The 20,616-nt window shown below is 45.3% G+C and carries 20 protein-coding genes and 1 other RNA gene; 8 read left to right on the top strand and 13 right to left on the bottom strand.

The window, feature by feature from the left end; translation table 11 throughout:
• Positions 1-51 precede the first annotated feature (51 nt).
• From lepA to rpoE, 5 genes are all read right to left on the bottom strand, one after another.
• Entirely contained in the window at positions 52-1,845 is a 1,794-nt protein-coding gene (gene lepA / locus CCZ37_RS10800) for a translation elongation factor 4 (protein WP_010319805.1), read from the bottom strand.
• Positions 1,846-1,957: 112 nt separating this feature from the next.
• Entirely contained in the window at positions 1,958-2,428 is a 471-nt protein-coding gene (locus tag CCZ37_RS10805) for a SoxR reducing system RseC family protein (protein WP_010319806.1), read from the bottom strand.
• Complete coding sequence (rseB, locus tag CCZ37_RS10810; protein WP_094500512.1) at positions 2,425-3,405, bottom strand: sigma-E factor regulatory protein RseB; 981 nt, start codon at positions 3,403-3,405, stop codon at positions 2,425-2,427. Before rseB ends, CCZ37_RS10805 begins: the two co-directional genes overlap by 4 nt.
• Positions 3,402-4,025, bottom strand: coding sequence for a sigma-E factor negative regulatory protein (locus CCZ37_RS10815; protein WP_094500513.1), 624 nt, complete (start codon positions 4,023-4,025; stop codon positions 3,402-3,404). The genes rseB and CCZ37_RS10815 overlap by 4 nt, the downstream gene beginning before the upstream one ends.
• 34 nt (positions 4,026-4,059) lie before the next feature.
• Complete coding sequence (gene rpoE, locus CCZ37_RS10820) at positions 4,060-4,632, bottom strand: RNA polymerase sigma factor RpoE (protein ID WP_026027282.1); 573 nt, start codon at positions 4,630-4,632, stop codon at positions 4,060-4,062.
• Between the two features lie 405 nt (positions 4,633-5,037).
• Between rpoE and nadB the strand changes: the two genes are divergently transcribed.
• Positions 5,038-6,645, top strand: a complete 1,608-nt coding sequence (nadB, locus tag CCZ37_RS10825) for an L-aspartate oxidase (protein WP_010319810.1) — start codon at positions 5,038-5,040, stop codon at positions 6,643-6,645.
• A gap of 54 nt (positions 6,646-6,699) precedes the next feature.
• Here the strand turns inward: nadB and CCZ37_RS10830 are convergent, their stop codons facing one another.
• Both CCZ37_RS10830 and CCZ37_RS10835 read right to left on the bottom strand, forming a co-directional pair.
• On the bottom strand, positions 6,700-7,044 hold the full coding sequence (locus CCZ37_RS10830) for a protein YgfX (RefSeq protein WP_244187297.1): 345 nt from the start codon (positions 7,042-7,044) through the stop codon (positions 6,700-6,702).
• Positions 7,045-7,096: 52 nt separating this feature from the next.
• Entirely contained in the window at positions 7,097-7,357 is a 261-nt protein-coding gene (locus tag CCZ37_RS10835; RefSeq protein WP_010319812.1) for an FAD assembly factor SdhE, read from the bottom strand.
• 147 nt (positions 7,358-7,504) lie between these two features.
• Between CCZ37_RS10835 and ygfZ the strand changes: the two genes are divergently transcribed.
• Together ygfZ and CCZ37_RS10850 are read left to right on the top strand one after the other, a co-directional pair.
• Positions 7,505-8,476: a tRNA-modifying protein YgfZ gene (ygfZ, locus tag CCZ37_RS10840; RefSeq protein WP_094500515.1), complete on the top strand. Its 972-nt coding sequence runs from the start codon at positions 7,505-7,507 to the stop codon at positions 8,474-8,476.
• Positions 8,477-9,111: 635 nt separating this feature from the next.
• Positions 9,112-9,318, top strand: coding sequence for a DUF1107 domain-containing protein (locus CCZ37_RS10850; protein ID WP_010319814.1), 207 nt, complete (start codon positions 9,112-9,114; stop codon positions 9,316-9,318).
• Positions 9,319-9,392: 74 nt separating this feature from the next.
• Here CCZ37_RS10850 and CCZ37_RS10855 read toward each other — a convergent pair whose 3' ends face one another.
• From CCZ37_RS10855 to CCZ37_RS10865, 3 genes are read right to left on the bottom strand one after another with little or no spacing between them, the layout of a single operon-like run.
• Positions 9,393-10,622, bottom strand: coding sequence for an FAD-dependent 2-octaprenylphenol hydroxylase (locus CCZ37_RS10855; RefSeq protein WP_094500516.1), 1,230 nt, complete (start codon positions 10,620-10,622; stop codon positions 9,393-9,395).
• A 12-nt stretch (positions 10,623-10,634) separates the two neighbouring features.
• A complete protein-coding gene (ubiH, locus tag CCZ37_RS10860; protein ID WP_094500517.1) occupies positions 10,635-11,816 on the bottom strand; it encodes a 2-octaprenyl-6-methoxyphenyl hydroxylase in 1,182 nt (393 codons plus the stop codon).
• Between the two features lie 12 nt (positions 11,817-11,828).
• Positions 11,829-12,404 carry a YecA/YgfB family protein gene (locus CCZ37_RS10865; RefSeq protein WP_094500518.1) on the bottom strand — a complete coding sequence of 192 codons (576 nt, stop codon included), beginning with the start codon at positions 12,402-12,404 and terminating at the stop codon, positions 11,829-11,831.
• Positions 12,405-12,647: 243 nt separating this feature from the next.
• On the opposite strand from CCZ37_RS10865, the gene CCZ37_RS10870 reads away from it, so the two are divergent.
• The 5 genes from CCZ37_RS10870 (at position 12,648) to serA (ending at position 15,968) form a co-directional block, all read left to right on the top strand.
• Positions 12,648-12,956: a cell division protein ZapA gene (locus CCZ37_RS10870; RefSeq protein ID WP_010319818.1), complete on the top strand. Its 309-nt coding sequence runs from the start codon at positions 12,648-12,650 to the stop codon at positions 12,954-12,956.
• Positions 12,957-12,976: 20 nt separating this feature from the next.
• A non-coding RNA gene (gene ssrS, locus CCZ37_RS10875) (6S RNA) lies at positions 12,977-13,161 on the top strand.
• A gap of 2 nt (positions 13,162-13,163) precedes the next feature.
• A complete protein-coding gene (locus CCZ37_RS10880; protein WP_010319819.1) occupies positions 13,164-13,754 on the top strand; it encodes a 5-formyltetrahydrofolate cyclo-ligase in 591 nt (196 codons plus the stop codon).
• A 64-nt stretch (positions 13,755-13,818) separates the two neighbouring features.
• Positions 13,819-14,475, top strand: coding sequence for a ribose-5-phosphate isomerase RpiA (rpiA, locus tag CCZ37_RS10885; protein WP_010319820.1), 657 nt, complete (start codon positions 13,819-13,821; stop codon positions 14,473-14,475).
• Positions 14,476-14,738: 263 nt separating this feature from the next.
• The gene (gene serA, locus CCZ37_RS10890) at positions 14,739-15,968 is read left to right on the top strand and encodes a phosphoglycerate dehydrogenase (RefSeq protein ID WP_094500519.1); all 1,230 of its coding nucleotides are present in this window, start codon (positions 14,739-14,741) and stop codon (positions 15,966-15,968) included.
• A gap of 82 nt (positions 15,969-16,050) precedes the next feature.
• Here the strand turns inward: serA and ilvN are convergent, their stop codons facing one another.
• The 3 genes from ilvN to CCZ37_RS10905 form a co-directional block, all read right to left on the bottom strand.
• Positions 16,051-16,545 (bottom strand): acetolactate synthase small subunit, encoded by a 495-nt coding sequence (gene ilvN / locus CCZ37_RS10895; RefSeq protein WP_010319822.1) that lies wholly within the window; start codon positions 16,543-16,545, stop codon positions 16,051-16,053.
• A 1-nt stretch (position 16,546) separates the two neighbouring features.
• A complete protein-coding gene (locus CCZ37_RS10900) occupies positions 16,547-18,286 on the bottom strand; it encodes an acetolactate synthase 3 large subunit (protein WP_094500520.1) in 1,740 nt (579 codons plus the stop codon).
• 430 nt (positions 18,287-18,716) lie between these two features.
• A complete protein-coding gene (locus CCZ37_RS10905; RefSeq protein WP_094500521.1) occupies positions 18,717-20,525 on the bottom strand; it encodes an AMP-dependent synthetase/ligase in 1,809 nt (602 codons plus the stop codon).
• Positions 20,526-20,616 lie beyond the last annotated feature (91 nt).

Genomic DNA, 20,616 nt, shown 5'->3' on the forward strand with positions numbered 1-20,616 from the left:
CTCTTTCACTTAATGATGACTGCTGCATGCATAAGAAAGCCAAAGCAATGCTTAATCTTTACCTACGTGCAAAATGGCAAGGAAGGCTTCTTGTGGCAACTCAACATTACCAATTTGCTTCATGCGCTTCTTACCTTCTTTCTGCTTCTTAAGCAGTTTTTTCTTACGGCTAATATCGCCACCGTAACATTTCGCCAGTACGTTTTTACGCAGCTGCTTCACGGTTGAACGAGCAATAATGTGGTTACCGATCGCCGCTTGAATCGCGATATCAAACATTTGGCGAGGGATAAACTCTTTCATTTTCTCAACCACTTGACGACCGCGCGTTTGCGAATTGTCTTTGTGAGTGATGATGGCTAGCGCATCAACTTTGTCACCATTTAGCAAGATATCCACACGGACCATGCTTGAAGCTTCAAAGCGTTGGAAACCATAATCAAGTGATGCATAACCACGAGACGTTGACTTCAAGCGGTCAAAGAAATCAAGCACCACTTCGGCCATCGGCACATCATAAGTCAAGGCGACTTGGTTACCGTGATAGACCATATCAACCTGCACGCCACGTTTTTCAACGCACAACATAATGACGTTACCCAAATATTCAGAAGGGGTCAAAATGTTACAACGCGCAATCGGTTCACGAATCTCTTCAATGTCGTTCACCGCAGGCAATTTAGCCGGGCTATCAACATAAAGCATCGTGCCATCGGTCTTCTTCACTTCATAGACTACCGTTGGCGCAGTGGTGATAAGGTCAAGATCGTATTCGCGCTCTAAACGCTCTTGAATAATCTCCATGTGGAGCATACCCAAGAAACCACAACGGAAACCAAAACCAAGAGCGGCCGAACTTTCTGGCTCATAGAATAACGAGGCATCGTTTAGGCTCAGTTTACCTAATGCATCACGAAAGTTTTCGTAATCATCAGAAGAGACAGGGAAAAGCCCCGCGTACACCTGTGGCTTCACTTTTTTAAAGCCCGGCAATGCTTTTTCACACGGATCTTTCGCGCTGGTCAGGGTATCACCGACGGGCGCGCCAAGGATATCTTTAATACCACAAACCACCCAGCCCACTTCACCAGTGTTCAACATGGTTTTGTCGACTTGTTTTGGCGTAAAAATACCTAAACGGTCAACACCCCAAGTTTGGCCTGTGCTCATCACTTTAATTTTGTCATTTTTCTTCAGCGCACCATTTTTCACTCGCACTAAAGAGACAACACCTAAGTAGTTATCAAACCAAGAATCGATGATCAACGCTTGCAGCGGCGCAGCAGGATCGCCCTCAGGAGCCGGAATACCAGAAACGATTTTTTCTAGCACTTCATCCACGCCAAGGCCTGTTTTCGCAGAGCAGCGCACTGCGTCAATAGCATCAATGCCGACGATGTCTTCAATTTCTTCCGCTACGCGTTCAGGCTCTGCGGCTGGCAAATCAATCTTATTTAGGATCGGGACAACTTCAAGATCCATTTCAATGGCGGTATAGCAGTTAGCCAATGTTTGCGCTTCAACGCCTTGACCAGCATCCACTACCAATAGAGCACCTTCACAGGCGGCTAAAGAACGGGAAACTTCATAAGAAAAGTCAACGTGTCCAGGAGTATCGATAAAGTTGAGCTGGTATGTCTCGCCATCGTTTGCTTTGTAATCGAGCGTCACACTCTGTGCTTTGATGGTGATGCCACGCTCACGCTCAAGGTCCATAGAGTCTAGAACTTGAGATTCCATTTCACGATCACTTAATCCACCACAAACTTGGATCAAACGGTCAGATAGGGTCGACTTACCATGGTCGATGTGGGCGATAATCGAAAAGTTACGAATGTGCTTCATAGATTTGGGATGACTAAACTCTTGAAAAAAGGGACACAAGAAAGCCACATCAAGCGGCGTTTCCATAAAGTTGGCCGATTCTACCCAATTTCGGTAGGGTTCGCATCATAAATTAGGCGATAGGTTCACCAAGGACTCGAACCAAAACCACCTCTTGCTGCGATCGTTTTTCAAGAACCACAGAGCAACGTTTGGCAATTCCGATCCCCAGCGCGATAAAAACCGCGGCCGTGATGATCACGATGCCCTCACCTAAACCTAGCAAAGGGGCCAAGAGGCTCTCACCCAGCCAAGCGCCAAACATCATCATAAAAAGCGGCACCAAATACACTAAGGCGGCCGATTGAAGCAAGCTTTTTTCGGGGAAACCGATTTCAACCGTCTGGCCTTGCTTGACTGGTTTTTTCGTATCGAGTTGCCATAACAACGCTTTATTGCCAATTGCTTTCGATACGATCCCAGTACCACAACTTTTGGAGGACGAACAACTGCTGCAACTTGTCTGCTGCTGACAACTGAGTTCAACGTGAAACCCGTTAGCATCAGGTTGAACAGCGGTGACTGTTGCTAACGCCGTCATCATGGTTTGGTTGCCTCTGTTGAGAGCGCCGCAGGCTGGACAAACGTCACCGATTGAGCAATGCGCTGCGCCGTTGCCGGTGGAATATCACCGACCACTGAGATTTCATTGTTTCCTTTCACCACACTATGCAGGGTACGGCGGCCTTGACGAACCAGTTGGCCTTTCAGCGAATGGTTGTCACTATCGGAAATATAGACAGAAAAACTAAATAGCCCATCACTGAACATCTGGCTCTCGACCAAACGCTCAGTAATCGCCATGCGATAACGGTTGAGTTCTTTAGGTTCAAAACCTTCTGGTTTCCAACTCACTTGCCAAAAACTTTCCGTAAGGTTGCCTTTTGGTAACGTCAACACCTCGGGTAACTCAACGTCATTTAGCCCTTGCATCGCCTGTGCTAATTTGTCGCTAATGGCGTAAGAAATCGTGCGATATTGCTCAAGCACCTCGCCGTCGCGATCGACTAAATCAGCTCGCAATGGCAATTTGCTGGCTTCATCTACCCATAAAATGTAGGAATAGCGTAATCCATCTTTCGGTACCACTCGCACCACTTGGCAAGCCGTGCCCGCTTCACGCGCACGACCAACTTTGACGAAATCGTAGTAACGGCCTAATTCGGTGACATTGCTGGTTAGCATCGGAATCGTCGGCGCAACCATAGTGCTTGACTCAATGGTGAACGGTTCTACCCCAGGTTCAATGTAACTCACTTCATTACCACGGCGAATTACTTCACGGATCGGGCCGCTGAGATAAACGAGATGGGCAAATTGCTGATCGCCTTGACTTGCATGACGATACAGTAGTGGATCGATGCTGTTTTTCTTAATCAGAATGTAAGACAGCTCATAATTTAAATGCTGACTGGCCTCGTTCATTTGAAGCAACAAAGCCTCTGCAGGTTGGTCTTCTGCAAAGGCTAATGTAGAGTTCAAACTGAACAGCGCCAGTGCACTGATCAGAAATTTATTCATTCAACTACCGATTCAAGTACATCGTTATGTGGGCTTGCACTTTCACTGTTCAGGCGAAGTTGCAGCTCGTAGTCTTGCAATAATGCGTTTACGCGGCGACGTTGTTCTTGCACGCGGCTTTCGCTGGTTTGGCGCTCTACTGAATCACGCGTTAAGCTCACAGGCTCTGCGCTGCCAGCAAACGGAATGGTTTGCAGTACGGGTAATTGGTCGTTTTGATCCACTCCTGAATCACGGCCACCGTATTGTTGAACACCTAAAATCACCACAAACGACACACACGCAGCAACCGCAACCTGGCCAAATTGGGAAAGCCAAGCCGGCAACTGCCGACGAGCTTGAGCTGGCGTCGGCTGAGACTCACGGCTTGCATCACGAAAATCAATAACCGAAGCAGATTGTAAACGACTGTGTGCGGGTTCGTCATCCAATGCTAACGCGACGCTCTGTGCAATATCCCACTCAGCTCGGACTGGGGCATCTCCACGCATCACATCACCAATCAAATGGTAATTTTTCCACGTTTGCAAACTTTCTTGGTCGAGCTCTAATTCTTGAATGAGCGCTTTATCGACCATTTCCCCATCCATGAGTGCTGAAAGTCTTTCTTTGTCAGCCATTATTTATTCACCATTTTCGTTACCAGTTTGAGCGCTATAAAAGAGGTTTAATCTTCTTTTCTACCGCTTCACGAGCACGGAAGATGCGAGAACGCACCGTTCCTACAGGACAATCCATGACTTCTGCTATTTCCTCGTAACTTAAACCATCCAGTTCACGCAAGGTCATCGCAGTTTTCAAATCTTCAGGCAACGCTTCTATCGCACCAAAAACGACCCGCTGCAATTCTTTCGACAACGTAATGTTCTCAGGGTTCGATATTTCTTTTAATGCGTTGCCACTTTCGTAATATTCAGCATCTTCAGCATCAACATCGCTAGCGGGCGGTCTACGACTTTGGGCTACAATGTGATTCTTAGCGGTATTAACAGCAATACGGTATAGCCAAGTGTAAAAGGCACTCTCTCCGCGAAAACTTGGGATAGCCCGATACGCTTTGATGAACGCTTCTTGTGCGACATCGGCTACATCTCCGGAATTGCTCACATACCGAGAAATAAGGTTGCAGACTTTATTTTGGTACCTTAAAACCAAAAGGTTAAATGCTTGCTTATCTCCACTCTGAACTCGCTCAATCAATACTTGATCGGTCAGCTGCTCGTTCATTCGAGCCTGTACTCCTATTGTTATTCCCCTTACCTTCTCAGATATGGGCATTCATTATGCAAAATGTAGTATTGACACCACCGCTTACATGAGCACTATTGTGACTCAAGGGAGAATAGAAAGTTCCATTCTGTCTAAAAATATTTGCCAAGCATTATTCAATAAATGTGATCTAATTTCACTATAGGGGATCTCCAATATAGTGAGGGTCGATAAGACGAAAGACAATGGCATTTACAAAGTATTGCATCAAATCTTTCTCTACTGCTATTGGCTTGAAGCCATAGCGATACCGTTGGTGGATAAACCTTGCGGCTGAATCACTTCAAGAGTATAGATAGATGCAATGCATATTTAAAATGAGAGTTGGACAACTCTACTCTAGTTCGGGAATTTAAAAGTTTTATGAACGCAAACCGTGAACATCTATGCGATGTATTAGTCGTAGGCAGTGGCGCAGCTGGTTTATCGCTCGCACTACGCGTAGCAAAACACAGTAAAGTCATTGTACTGAGTAAGGGACCACGCAGTGAAGGTGCCACTTATTACGCACAGGGAGGTATTGCCGCTGTTTTTGACGAATCAGACAGTATTGAGTCACACGTCGAAGACACTCAAATTGCGGGTGCAGGGATCTGTGAAGAGGATACTGTCCGTTTCATAGCCGAGCATGCTAAAGAGTGTGTTCAGTGGCTTATCGATGGTGGCGTTCCTTTTGACAGAGAAGAGAATGACAGTGATGAAGCACCTCGCTATCACTTAACTCGTGAAGGCGGTCATAGTCATCGCCGCATCCTGCACGCGGCTGACGCCACTGGCATGGCAATGCAAACCTCCTTGCAAGACAATGTTCATAATCACCCCAACATTACTATCCTTGAGCGTCACAATGCGCTGGATTTAATCACCGAAGATAAAATCGGTGGCGATAAAAAAAGAGTAGTTGGCGCTTATGTTTGGAACCGCAATGAGGAACACGTTGAAACGATCCGCGCTAAGTTTGTCGTTTTAGCCACGGGCGGCGCCTCAAAAGTGTATCAATATACCTCTAACCCTGATGTTTCCTCAGGTGATGGTATCGCAATGGCGTGGCGTGCAGGATGCCGAGTGGCGAACCTTGAGTTCAATCAATTCCATCCAACTTGTCTTTTCCACCCTGAAGCACGCAACTTCCTACTGACAGAAGCACTACGTGGCGAAGGCGCTTTTTTAAGACGCCCAGACGGTTCACGATTCATGCTCGATTTTGATGAACGTGCCGAACTGGCTCCTCGTGATATCGTGGCTCGCGCCATCGACTATGAGATGAAGCGCTTAGGCGCTGATTGTATGTATCTCGACATCAGCCACAAACCGGCCGATTTTATTGAAAAACATTTCCCAACCATTTATACACGCTTGATGGATTTGGGCATTGATATGACCAAAGAACCGATTCCGATTGTTCCTGCGGCGCACTACACTTGTGGTGGCGTTATTGTCAATAAACAAGGTAAAACGGATCTGCATAACCTGTATGCGATCGGCGAAGTTAGCTACACCGGTTTGCACGGTGCTAACCGAATGGCGTCGAACTCTCTATTAGAATGCGTCGTTTATGCTTGGTCAGCGGCAAAGGATATTTTAAAAGGATTACCAACGGCTCAGCTCCCACCAAGCTTACCCGGTTGGGATGAAAGTAAGGTCAATAACTCTGATGAAGAGGTCGTAATCCAACATAACTGGCATGAACTGCGCCTATTTATGTGGGATTACATGGGGATTGTCCGCACAGATAAGCGCTTAGAGCGAGCACTACGCCGCATTCAATTACTGCAACAAGAAACCCACGAATACTACAGTCATTTCCGCGTTTCAAATAACCTGCTTGAGCTGCGTAACTTACTGCAAGTGGCAGAGCTGATGGTGCGTTGTGCTATGCAACGTAAAGAGAGCCGCGGTTTGCACTACACGCTCGATTACCCAGAGTTAGCCGAAAATAGTGGCCCAACGATCCTAACGCCAGACGAGTAACCTCGCCAACGATCATCTGTTGGCGTCAAGTTGACCGAATGAATAAAGGAGCGTTTATCGCTCCTTTATTGTTGGTGATTGGTTATGGGTAACCTGCCGAAGCTGCACCAATAAACGGCGATAATCCGTTTCCACACAACTGTCGCGCCACACTAGATAGCGCTTACCTTGTTGTGCATAAATGATCAACACCATAAACGCAAACTGTGTAGAAACCTTTTCAATGGACAGGTTCTGGTCGGCAGATTGCCACTCACCGTGACTCGTGAGCTTGAATTGGCCGATTAAGCTAGGGACTAACAGTGAGGTACTCTTTTGCGCGATAATAAGAAGAGCGAAAAATAAGGGAAGCGTGACGAGTGGAATGGGCGATATCAATAATGCCCACACGGCTATCATCAAAAAAATGACGTTAGTAATGCGGGCAAAATGGGAAGGAAATAATACGAAATTAACGCACTTTGCTGAGGTTGTGGGCAACAATTTTATCCACCATTGCCGCATGCCCAAGATTTTCGCTACGACCATGCCCCATAATCCAAGTAAATAGATCAGGGTCGTCAGACTCAAGTAGGGAAACGAAATCTCGTTGCTCATTTTCATTCAGAGAATCAAAGCACTCTTCAAAGAACGGCATCACAACCACATCGAGCTCTAACATTCCACGACGGCATGCCCACTTGATTCTTGCTTTTTCTTCAGTGGTGTACATCGGTTTTCCTCACCTTATGTTTATTTGCGTTGAGTGTATCAACTGGATGAAGATACAACTAGTAGATGAGTCACAGTCCCTGTTCAAGCTGACAAAAAAAAATTTCCGGATTAACATGGGGCTCAAGATTCTCTTTAGGTAACGACTATGGACTGGCAAAACACATTGACACCTCTCGCAGTAACCGCCAATGACTCACTTCCACCACTGATGCTGACTCATCTTGCATCCTGGGGCGCTATCATCATTTCAGGCAATGATAAAAAAGCCTATTTGCAAGGCCAAGTGACCTGTAATGTCGTCACTCTTGAACCAACACAGTCAACCTTAGGCGCCCATTGTGATGCGAAGGGCAAAGTGTGGTCGGTCTTTCGCCTGTTCCACCATCACGATGGTTATGCGATGTTCCAGCCTTTATCAGCGATAGAGGCTGAATTAAGAGAGCTGAAAAAATACGCTATTTTTTCTAAGGTCAATATCAGCCAGAGCCAAGACATCGCACTGGGTGTTATGGGCGAACAAGCTGAGCAATATATCAATACATTAACGGCGGATGAAGGTGAGGTGCGTTTGATTGACGGCGGTAGCGCCATCAAAATCTCATCCCAACGTTGGCTATTACTTGTTTCAGAGCAAACCGCGCAACAGCTCATGACGCAAAGTGAAGCACTGAAAGTCACCGAGGAAACGTGGACTCGCTTTGATATCGAAGAAGCGGTCCCCGTCCTTCATCAAGCGGATCAAAATGAGCACATACCGCAAGCCGTTAATCTTCAGGCCTTTAATGGTATCAGCTTTAATAAAGGGTGTTACACAGGCCAAGAAACCGTCGCTCGCGCTAAATATCGAGGTATTAATAAGCGTGCAATGTACATCCTTCAAGGCAACATTGAGCAACCGCTAAGTAATGATCAACCAATCATGATCGAACGCTCAGTTGGAGAAAACTGGCGTAGTGCTGGGCAATTAATGGTTCACCACACGTTTGCTGATAATACCGCTATCGGTTTAGTGGTGTTACCAAACAATCTCGATTCAGAAACTGAGTTTCGTCTTGCTAGCCAACCAAACACTCGTTGGTTTATGCAAGCTCTCCCCTACTCTCTTACTGACGAATAAGTTTCTTCCTCATATTGACCATGCGCCTCTTTACGGGGCGTATCCTTTATCACACTCGCCTATCTCAAATAGATTTTATGAAAAAGAATGTAATGGATTACATTCTGTGCGTGATCGCTTTCTAAATTACACAACATTATCAATGAATCTTTAATCATATTAAAAACATAAATAGTCGGTTTGTTTGTTTTAACGTACTCTTGACGATGTTGGCTAAGGGCAAACAAAAAGTTGCCCTGACCAACAAAAAAGTGAATCCACTGATTGTTTCAGGACATCCACTTTTTGTGTAATGCATCTGTGACTATTCGCCCGCCTATTATTTAAGCGGGCTTTTTTTAGTCCATTTTTTAACCGAAATTTAACACTTTCCGGAAACAGCAGCTATTCTTTAAAGTGTAATATTTATCGTGCTTAATATGCATCAAGTGAATGGTGCACTGAACATTTTTTATCAGCACTATTTTGAGGAGATAATCACGTAAACATGGGTATTTATCCAACATTCTGCCTACGGCAGCACAAATATCCAAAAGAGTCACCAATAACTGCATATTCCTCTAGGGTAATCACACTATTAGAGGCGCAATTTATTTATAATTTGCAGTGTTAGAATAACAGAAGGATCGTGAAGTATGAGACTGTTTAAGCGCTATACGCCTGGTATGATAGCTAAACACGTAAGTCGACTTTTTAAAGGAAGAATCTATATTTACGGGGTTGGAAAATTTGAATTCGATAATGGCAAACTGATCTTGCCAGAGCGCGCAGACAAGCGCCACTTTCAGACGGTGAAGGAAGTGAATCAGGAAATCATGAGACTACGCTGCGCCTACGCATAATACGAGTTTCATTAAAGAATTTTAAAAGGGTTGGCCATAAGCCAGCCCTTTTGCCATCATTAGGTTAATCACGGTTAGGGCTCAAGCAGCACCATTTTTCTCTTGGCCAGATCAGGTAAATCACCTTTTAAACCCAGTGCTCTTTTCATAATTTCATCTTTGGCCCCAGGAAGATGCCCAGCCAAGTGCATGCCAATGCCACGGATCAGTTTCTTCGCCGGGTTATCACCTTCAAAAAGATCTTTGAAACCTTGCATCGCGGCAATCATTTTGGCAGCTTCTGTTTTTCGCCAACGTTCATAACCTCGCAAATTTTTAAGCAAACCAATATCTTCACCTTGATGCCACAACGCGAGTAGTTCTTGAGCTAAGCTTGCAGCATCAAGTAAACCTAAATTAACGCCTTGCCCGGCTAGCGGATGGATGGTGTGCGCCGCATCACCAACGAGTGCGATTCGTTGTAAGGCAAAATCTCGGGCATAACGCATTTTAAGTGGGAAAGCGGCACGTTCACCAACCACCTCACACAAACCTAAACGATGATCAAACTCAGCGGTCAGTATCTTATTGAATTCGAGCTCAGACAGGCTGAGCAAGCGCTGTGCTCGGTTGGGCTCTGTAGACCAAACGATTGAGCTCATATGAGGATCAGACATAGGTAAAAAGGCCAGCGGACCTTGTGGTGTAAACACTTGCCTTGCCGTCGATTGATGTGGTTCCGCCGTGCGGACATTTGCCACCAGCGCACTGTGTCCATAATCCCAATGGGTTAATGGAATGTCTTGCTGCTGACGAACCCAAGAGTTTGCGCCATCCGCCCCCACTATCAATTTTGCGGTGAGTGATTGGCCGTTATCGAGCGTTAGCCACGCCTCACCCTCTCCGACAGCCAGCGATTGGCATTGAGTGGGCATAAAGAGTGTCACATTCGCTTGCTTTTGTACTTGTTCGAGTAAGGCTAATTGAATGATGCGGTTCTCAACAATGTGTCCCAGATCCGGCTGAGTCATTTGATTGGCACTAAATTCGATCCGCGCAAAACTATCGCGTTCCCACACTTCCATCGCCGAATAAGGCGCAGCGCGACGAGAAATAATACCTTGCCATGCACCAAGGTTTCGCAACATGATTTCACTGGAACGGCTTAAGGCGGAGACTCGCACATCAGGCAGCTCTGCCAGTTCAAGGCTGGGCACTCGGCCCTCAATCACGGCGATGCGCAGTTCGCTATGCTTTAATGCGGCGGCCAGTGCAAGGCCAACCATTCCGCCACCCACAATGACAATATCGACACTTTGCATCATATACAGACCCTTTTATCTATTCACTACGCCAAGCGTTCGGCGCAGTAGCGGCATTTTCAGCCACGGTAAATTATCCATCATCATGAGGCCTACATTGCGACCAATACGAGTGGTTAACCAATCATTGGAAAAGAGATGCACCAGTGATGATGTCAGCTTAATGGTGGCATCACGATCCGCTTCTCGGCGTTGGGAAAAAGCTTGTAAACCGCGATAGCAGCCAACATCGGCTTGCTGCTTGATAAGCTCATCCGCCAAGCTTGCCACATCTCGAATACCTAAGTTAAAACCTTGTCCCGCAATCGGATGTAATGTCTGAGCGGCATTGCCCACTATGGCAAAACGATGTGAAATGTTCTGCTCTCGATAACGCAGTTGTAATGGATAGCAGGCACGAGTGCCTACTTTATTCATTCGCCCTAAACGCCAACCAAACGCATCTTGAAGCTGTGCTAAAAAACCCTCATCACTGAGTGACAAAACTTGCTCGGCTTTCGCGGGAGGCAAACACCAAACTAGAGAGAGTCGATTATCACTCATTGGTAATAACGCTACAGGACCATCGGCGGTGAATCGTTCAAACGCTCGTCCTTGGTGAGTTTTTGAGCTCACCACGTTAGCAATAACCGCGACCTGTTCAAAATCATGCTCTTGTTGGATGAGGCCGATTTGCTCGCAGCAGGTCGATATCGCCCCATCAGCTGCGACCAATAATTTAGCTTGGATCGTTTGTTGATCGTTAAGGGTGACAATGACCTTATCCATACTGCGTTCCACTTGCTGAACCGCGCTTGGGCAAAATAACTCAATATGCGGGCTCTGCTGCATTTTTTGCGCGTAAATTTGCCCCGCATCGGCTAATTCAACCACGTAACCTAATGCTTCTAAATCGAGTTGCTGGCAAGTAATATCGGTCATCCCAATATGAGACCGATCCGACACATGAATATGTGTAATTGGGGTGACGACCTCTTGCAGTGATGGCCACAAGCAGAGATTTTGCAAAATTTGCACGCTACCGTAGGATAAAGCAATTGAACGCGAATCAAAGCCGGGATGGGCGACCTTATCATCCAGCGGATGCGCTTCGACCACAGCAATCGCAAGCTTTCCTTGAGAAAGCGTATCTAAGGCCAACGCCAGTGTCGCACCAGCCATCGCCCCACCAGCGATAATCACATCAAATTGCTTCACAGTAACCTCTCTTTAATGCACGGTCGGCTGAGTTTCTTGTAGAGGTTTGATACCAAATTCAGCATGAATTGTTAACACGCAAGCTTTTACATGCTCAATGACGTGTTCCAAAAGTTGAGCTTGCTCATCCAAATCATCCTCTTCATCGATACCGAGCTTGGCAATTTCTTCTAGATCAGCCAAGGCTTCCTTAGTTTCTGCGGACGCTTTTTTCAAAACAACCCCAATCAAGCCAAGCCCAGAAATGAAGTGATTTACCCAGTCGGCTACGCCATCAGCCAAATCAAATACACTGGCACTCGCCTCTTCATCTGGCAACAGCAGTGACAACTCCATCTCGCTGCCAGTGAGCTCTTCGATTGTAAAGGTGAGTACTTGTTCAGCCAATGTCAATGGACGATCTGGCCAACCCATACCTTCGTTAGTGTAATCAAAAATAAGTGGCTGCCAGCTCTTATCATTTAAGCCCAGACCACCCGCTAGCATGCCCGTTAGCAACCCATGCAACTCAGCAGGGTTAACCGCAAGTGCTGCAGATTGAAGGGCAGTGGCAAGAGAAAGATAATCCGGTTGTTTTTTTTCGCTCATGGGAAGCTCGTAATAAAATCAAATAAGCGCGATCCTACCACTTAGCTTCCAATGCGAAAATGCTCAAAGCGTTAATTGTGGGTAGCTTTTACTCAATTTGCCTAATAACTGTGTTTTTAGTCCCTCATTTTTTACTGCTCGCTTTGAAAAGCTTGAATCTTAGGGCCGCTTTACCTATAGTTTCCACCTCGATGGGCATGTGAGTGGCACCATCTTAGACAGCGCGATAAGAGTTCATCCATCATGAGTAATCAAGCGGTAGACGTAGAAATTTTAGGAAAATTGACTCGTGTGAATTGCCCTGCGGGACAAGAGCAGTCTTTAATCCAAGCGGCACAAGATCTTGATAACCGATTGAAAGAGATGGCAGAGCGTACTAAAGTTACTAATGAAGTAAAACTACTCACGATTGCTGCGCTCAACATTTGTTATGAATTGCAAACTAAAAACAATGAGAGCCTAGGCCAACAAAATCAATTAACCGAGCGCATGGAACAGCTCGCTGCATCTCTTGAAGATGCCATCAGTAAAGTGAAGCTAGGACAGCAGTAGTCTTTACCAGCGTAACCAAATTTACCCTAGAGTGTTTGTCAGCCGGATTTAAGTCCCTGAGCCGATAAGCAACACCAAAGGGTTAGTACTTGGTAGCTATTGAGCAAGCTCGGCTCGTACCGAGAAGCCTGCGGTTACCATTGCTGATCCGCCTTGAACCAGCTGGTTCAAGGGCCAAAATCCGCAACGGCACTCTGGGGTATCCTTATGCAAAACACTCGACACACACTTCGTCAAGTCATCCGCCAGCGGCGTAAACAGCTATCACCTACGCAGCAAAAACACGCTTCAATTGAACTTGTCTCTCGTTTTTCAACACTGCCTGAAGTTTTAACGAGTCAGCACATTGCCCTCTACTTAGCGACCGATGGTGAGCTTGAAACACAACCGCTCATAGCGTGGTTATGGCAACAAGGCAAACAGACCTATCTTCCCGTTTTGCACCCCTTCTCGAGTGGGAATTTATTGTTCTTGCACTATGATGCTCAAACCATAATGACGCGAAATAAATACGGCATTGCCGAACCCAAGCTCAACCAAACATTGATCAAACCAGTAAATGAGCTAGATATCATCTGCACACCATTGGTGGCCTTTGATCAAACAGGGCAAAGGCTCGGGATGGGCGGCGGCTATTATGATCGTACGTTAGAAGCTTGGTTTAAAACGGGTAAAGGTGCCCTACCCATAGGTTTAGCTCATGATTGCCAACAAGTGACTCATCTGCCGAGCGAAGCATGGGATATACCTTTACCTCAAATAGTGACTCCAAGCCAAATCTGGCAATGGGAATCATAAATTATTGAGGCTATAATCGCCCCGCAACATTACCGTCACTATAAATCGATATCAGGAGATTGGCATGACTCAAGATGAAATGAAAAAAGCCGCCGGCTGGGCCGCACTCAAATATGTAGAAAAAGGCAGCATCGTTGGTGTGGGTACGGGTTCAACGGTGAATCACTTCATTGATGCACTGGGTTCGATTAAAGATGATATTAAAGGTGCAGTTTCAAGCTCTATCGCCTCAACAGAGAAGCTAAAAGGCCTAGGTATTGAAGTGTTCGACTGCAATGATGTCGATCAACTCGATATTTATGTTGATGGCGCAGATGAAATCAACCCTGCGCGCGATATGATCAAAGGCGGCGGCGCTGCGCTCACTCGAGAAAAAATCGTTGCCGCTATTGCGGATAAATTCATTTGTATCGTTGATGGCACAAAAGCGGTCGATGTTCTAGGTCAATTCCCACTTCCAGTTGAAGTGATCCCAATGGCGCGCTCTTATGTGGCACGTCAACTGGTTAAGCTTGGTGGTGATCCAGCCTATCGCCATGGCGTAATAACGGATAACGGTAACGTTATCTTGGATGTGCACGGACTAAAAATTACTGATGCCAAAGCATTAGAAGATAAAATTAATGGGATTGTCGGCGTAGTAACCGTTGGTTTATTCGCTCACCGAGGTGCTGATGTCGTCATCACTGGCACGGAAAATGGTGCCAAAATCGAAGAGTAAGTCACAAAATAAGGCTACTTTCCGTTATTTCATTACAAACGGCACCCATGGGTGCCGTTTTTCTTCGCTATGTCCTAGAAAATCATGCCTTATTTCGTAATTTTCTTACCCAAAACAAAAAAAGTTTGTTACTTTATTGGTCAGAAGACGCACAAGGAAAACGTTTGTCTTCCAACAAAATGGTTAATCTTCCTCTTTACATTAGCCCTTTTGCTTTATGTGCGCCGTGTTTGCCCACCTTCCCATTTTTAAGGACGAGAATAATGGCCAAAGTTTCACTCGAAAAAGACAAAATCAAAATCTTACTCCTCGAAGGGCTACACCCTTCAACGGTTGAAGTACTGCAATCGGCTGGTTACAGCAATATTGAGTATCACAAAGGTTCTCTGGGTGATGAACAACTGATCGAAGCGGTGAAAGATGCTCACTTCATCGGCATTCGTTCGCGCACTAATTTGACCGAAGCGGTAATCAACGCGGCAGAGAAGTTGGTTGCTATCGGCTGCTTCTGCATTGGCACCAACCAAGTTGACCTCAATGCCGCCGCAAAACGCGGTATTCCTGTCTTTAATGCACCATTTTCGAATACTCGCAGTGTTGCTGAACTCGTTTTAGGCCAAACACTGCTACTACTGCGTGGGATTCCTGAAAAAAATGCATTGGCGCATCGTGGTATTTGGAAAAAAAGTGCTGATAACTCTTATGAGGCACGCGGTAAACGCTTAGGTATTATTGGCTATGGCCACATTGGCACCCAGCTCGGTATCATTGCCGAAAACCTCGGTATGCAAGTCTATTTCTATGATATAGAAAACAAACTCTCACTCGGTAATGCAACGCAAATACATACCATGAGCGAGCTACTGAATAAATGTGATGTCATTTCTCTGCATGTGCCTGAAACTCCAGAGACTAGAAATATGATGGGTAAAGAAGAGTTTGCACGCATGAAGCCTGGATCTATCTTTATCAACGCAGCACGCGGAACGGTAGTCGACATTCCCGCACTCTGCGATGCATTGGCATCAAACCATCTAGCTGGAGCGGCAATAGACGTATTTCCAGAAGAGCCCGCCACAAACTCTGAACCTTTTGAATCCCCACTGATGCATTTTGATAATGTCATTCTGACACCTCACATTGGTGGCTCAACGCAAGAAGCACAAGAAAATATCGGTATTGAAGTAGCCGGTAAATTGGCAAAATATTCAGATAACGGCTCAACCTTATCAAGCGTGAACTTCCCTGAAGTATCGCTGCCAATTCACCGCGATAGTTCGCGTTTACTGCATATTCACGAAAACCGTCCGGGTATTCTGACACAAATCAACACCATCTTCGCCGAAGAAGGGATCAATATCGCCGCTCAATATTTACAAACGTCAGCGGATATCGGTTATGTAGTGATTGACGTAGAAACCGCTCGCTCTGCGGAAGCTCTGACTAAGCTGAAAAGCATCAGCGGCACCATTCGTGCGCGTATTCTTCACTAAGCACTTCTCCAGTAAAAGCACTAAATGACAAAAAGGCCACATAAAATGTGGCCTTTCTTATTTCGATAGGGAGCTCGGTAAATTAAGCTTTAAGCGCTCGCTCCCCGCGAGCAATCCCCACCACGCCACTTCGCGCGACTTCGATTACTTCAGTGACTTCCGACAACGCTTGAATAAAGGCATCGAGTTTTTCGCTGGTTCCAGCAAGCTGCACAGTATATTGCGCCGCAGTGACATCTACGATCTGCCCACGGAAAATATCAGCCGTACGTTTCACTTCGGCACGCGCAAAACCGCTGGCTTTGACTTTCACCATCATCAGCTCACGTTCAATGTGTTCACACTCTGACACTTCTTGCACTTTAAGCACATCAATCAACTTATGCAGTTGCTTTTGAATTTGTTCAAGTTGCATTTCATCGGTCTTAGTGGTGATGTTTAAGCGTGACAATGTTGCATCATCGGTTGGCGAAACCGTTAGTGATTCAATGTTATAACCACGTTGAGAAAATAGACCAACAACGCGAGACAAAGCACCCGATTGGTTTTCCATTAATATTGAAATAATGTGTCTCATATTATGTTCTCTCCGTTTTGCTTAACCACATTTTGTCCATCCCTTCGCCTTTAATTTGCATTGGGTAGACGTGCTCCGTTTCATCCACATTAATATCAACAAAAACCAGTCGATCTTTCATATCGAGTGCTTTTTTAAGCCCGGCTTCAAGTTCATCAGGCTGCGAGATACGGATGCCAACGTGGCCATAAGCTTCTGCAATGGCTGCAAAATCGGGAACAGAACTCATATAAGAATTAGAGTGACGTCCTTGATAAATAATATCTTGCCACTGTTTTACCATGCCAAGAAAACGGTTGTTTAAGTTAATAATTTTCACTGGAATATCATATTGCAACGCAGTAGAAAGCTCTTGAATATTCATTTGAATACTGCCGTCCCCAGTGACAATCACTACCTCTTCTTCTGGCATGGCAAATTTAACCCCCATTCCCGCGGGTAAACCAAATCCCATGGTGCCCAAACCGCCAGAGTTGATCCAACGATGAGGCTTATTGAATGGATAATAAAGTGCGGCGAACATTTGGTGCTGACCAACATCGGAGGCCACATATGCGTCTCCATTAGTCAGTTTATGCAAAGTTTCAATCACTTGCTGCGGCTTAATGCGTTCGCTGGATTTCTCATAAGCTAGGCATTGGCGGTCGCGCCAGCTTTGGATATCTTGCCACCATAGTTCAAGCGCCTGCGAATCATTACAGCCACCTTGTTCGCTGAGTAATTGCAGCATCGTTTCCAATACTTGATCAGCGGAGCCTACTATCGGCAGATCGACTGGCACATTTTTAGAGATCGACGAAGGATCAATGTCAATGTGCATGATCTTAGCGTTCGGGCAATACTTTTCTAGATTATTGGTTGTACGGTCATCAAAACGCACGCCAATACCGAAAATCAAATCCGCATTGTGCATCGCCATATTGGCTTCATACATGCCATGCATTCCAAGCATGCCTAACGCATTTTTATGAGTCCCCGGGAAAGCACCAAGCCCCATTAACGTGCTGACTACGGGTAAATTGAGCGTTTCAGCCAGTTGTAAAATGTGCTGATCTGCGCCTGAAATAACAGCGCCACCACCAATGTACAATACGGGTTTTTTGGCTTCTAACAACGCTTTTAGCGCCTTTTTAATTTGCCCTTTATGACCAGAAGTGGTTGGGTTGTATGAGCGCAGTTTGATTGACTCAGGATATGTATAAGGGAGTTTGATCTGAGGATTCAACACATCTTTAGGTAGATCGATCACAACAGGGCCAGGACGCCCTGTTGAAGCAATATAAAAGGCTTTCTTAATGGTTTCAGGAATATCTTCAGCTTTTTTTACAAGAAAACTGTGTTTGACGATCGGACGAGAAACCCCAACGATGTCGCATTCTTGAAACGCATCATTACCAATGAGGTTATTTGGCACGTTGCCTGATATAACAATCATTGGAATTGAGTCCATGTAAGCGGTAGCAATTCCTGTGACGGTATTCGTCGCCCCTGGGCCAGAGCAAACAAGTACCACACCCGTTTTTCCGGTTGCTCGAGCATAGCCATCCGCCATATGCGTGGCCGCTTGCTCGTGGCGAACAAGGACATGTTTAATTTGGTCGGTTTTTGCGTGCAGCGCATCGTAAATATCAAGAACGGAACCGCCTGGGTATCCAAATATTTGCTCTACACCTTCTTCGATCAGAGATTGAACCACCATCTCTGCGCCAGATAACATCTGTTGATTGGATTGCGTTGCCATTTTTTCTCCTTACCAGTACCCAACACATGGTCAGTAAATGGGCCTGGTTTTACATAGTTTAGGGCTTATTTGTAGCCTAATTCGAAAACTTTCCACTTTCGGCTATGTCTTGCTTTTGTCATAACAAAAAACAAGGTAACGCAACAACTGTAACTCTTTCTTATCATCGGGTCGAACACCAAATAGCGCACACTTTGGCGAATATTTGGTTAAATGGAATTTTATTAGGCAACTATCGTAAAACTGGCATTAAAAACAGCTAAATTCATGCATAATTAGCAAAAATAAAGCAAAAAATATTACCATTCAGCAATGTAACGTCATAAGGAAGCGAGACTTAACTTCCATCGTAATATAAAAAATCCCCCACGCTTTATCTGAAAAGCAAATGGAGGATTTTTAAACAATTCAAAAACTATCTTAAGATAATCTACTCGCCTTTAGTCTTTTCTTTGTACATTTCTTCGATTTCATCTTGGTAACGATCGCTAATGACTTTTCTACGCAGTTTTTGAGTCGGCGTCAGCTCACCTTTGTCCATTGAAAAAGCCTTAGGTAATAATTTAAACTTTTTCACTTGCTCAAATTTGGCTAGCTCTTTTTGTAAATCATTGACTCGCTTTTCTAACATCTCAACCACTTGGTTGTTCTTGATAAGCTCTAATCTGTCATGATATTTGATGTTGAGCTCCTTGGCGTAAACCTCCAAGCTGTCATAACAAGGCACAATTAAAGCCGATACAAATTTACGAGTGTCAGCAATCACTGCAATCTGTTCAATAAAGTGATCTTTACCAATAGCCCCCTCAATGACTTGTGGCGCAATGTATTTGCCACCGGAGGTTTTCATCAACTCTTTGATACGATCGGTGATGAAGACATTACCTTGCTCATCAATGCGTCCAGCATCTCCTGTTTTGAGAAAACCTTGTTCATCGAATGCTAACGCCGTTTCTTCGGCCATTTTATAGTAACCGCGCATAACCATTGGCCCGCGAACTAGAATTTCATTGTTGTCACCAATTTTGACCTGAGCTCCAGGCATCGACATACCGATTGAATCAGGATTAAAACACCGGTCATCCCAACAAGAAACCGTTGCTGTGGTTTCCGTCATGCCATAGCCCAACTTCACGTTAATGCCAATGGCATGGAAAAATCGGCCGATGGTTTCATCTAATTTTGCGCCGCCGCAAGGCATGAAATTAATCCGCCCACCAAGCAATGCTCGCAATTTAGACAACACGATTTTGTCGGCTAACGCGTAGCTCTTTTTCAACATGAAGGATGGTTGGCGTGTTTCTTGGTGGCAAAGAGCCATCTTAGCTCCCATATTAACAGCCCAAGTAAACAGCACTTTACGGTACAGCGGCGCTTTCGAGACTTTTTCATGGATAGCAGAAAATATTTTCTCGTAGAAACGAGGAACGGCGCACATTACCGTTGGTTTTAGATCACTCAATGCATCACGTACTTGCATCGTATCCTGCAAATAACAGTTAGTTGCACCGCAGTAAAGAATATAAAAGGTCCACGCTCGCTCAAACACGTGCGAAAGCGGTAAAAAACAGAGTGACACATCATCGCTGGTGATATTTAAGCGCTCGTCGTGGCCTTCAAGCTGAGCACCAATATTGCGGTAATCGAGCATTACACCTTTAGGCTGGCCTGTGGTGCCAGAAGTATAGATAAGCGTCAGCAGATCATCGATATTCGCCTGTTCAAGGCGAGACTCTAATTCCGCTTGCTGGCCATCTGTATTTTGTTCAATAAAAGTATGCCAATGGATGCCATGTTGAAAACTTTTTAGATCAATGCCATCACTCATGGCGACAATTAATTTAAGCTGTTCGCACTCATCAAAAAAATCCAGTGCCGCATCGTATTGTGCCTGTTCACCAACCAAGAGCACTTTGACATCAGCATCTTGAATAATATAACTAGCCTGCGCTGGCGTATTGGTTGGATAAATAGGAACTGTCACCGCTCTTACCTGTAAAACGGCTAAGTCAGCTATCGTCCAATGCGGCATGTTATTAGAAAAAATCCCGACTTTATCTTGGATTTTTATACCTTGTGCTAAAAGTGCAAGTGACATCGCATCGATCCGTTGACCAAATTGCTTCCAGCTGATCCCATGCCACTCTTTCTCTATTTTGTGTTTTAGAGCAATGCACTCGCCGCCTTTCACTATTTGTTCACGAATTCTGGTTACGATATGAAAATTTAAATTGGACATCTTTTTTACCTATCGCTTACACATGTAAGCTTTTTGAGCGCACAAGTGTACATTTAGAAGCAAAAAAGGCAACTGACTGATATCAAAGTTA

Source organism: Vibrio qinghaiensis, from assembly GCF_002257545.1.
In the GTDB taxonomy this organism is placed as follows: Bacteria; Pseudomonadota; Gammaproteobacteria; order Enterobacterales; family Vibrionaceae; genus Vibrio; species Vibrio ordalii.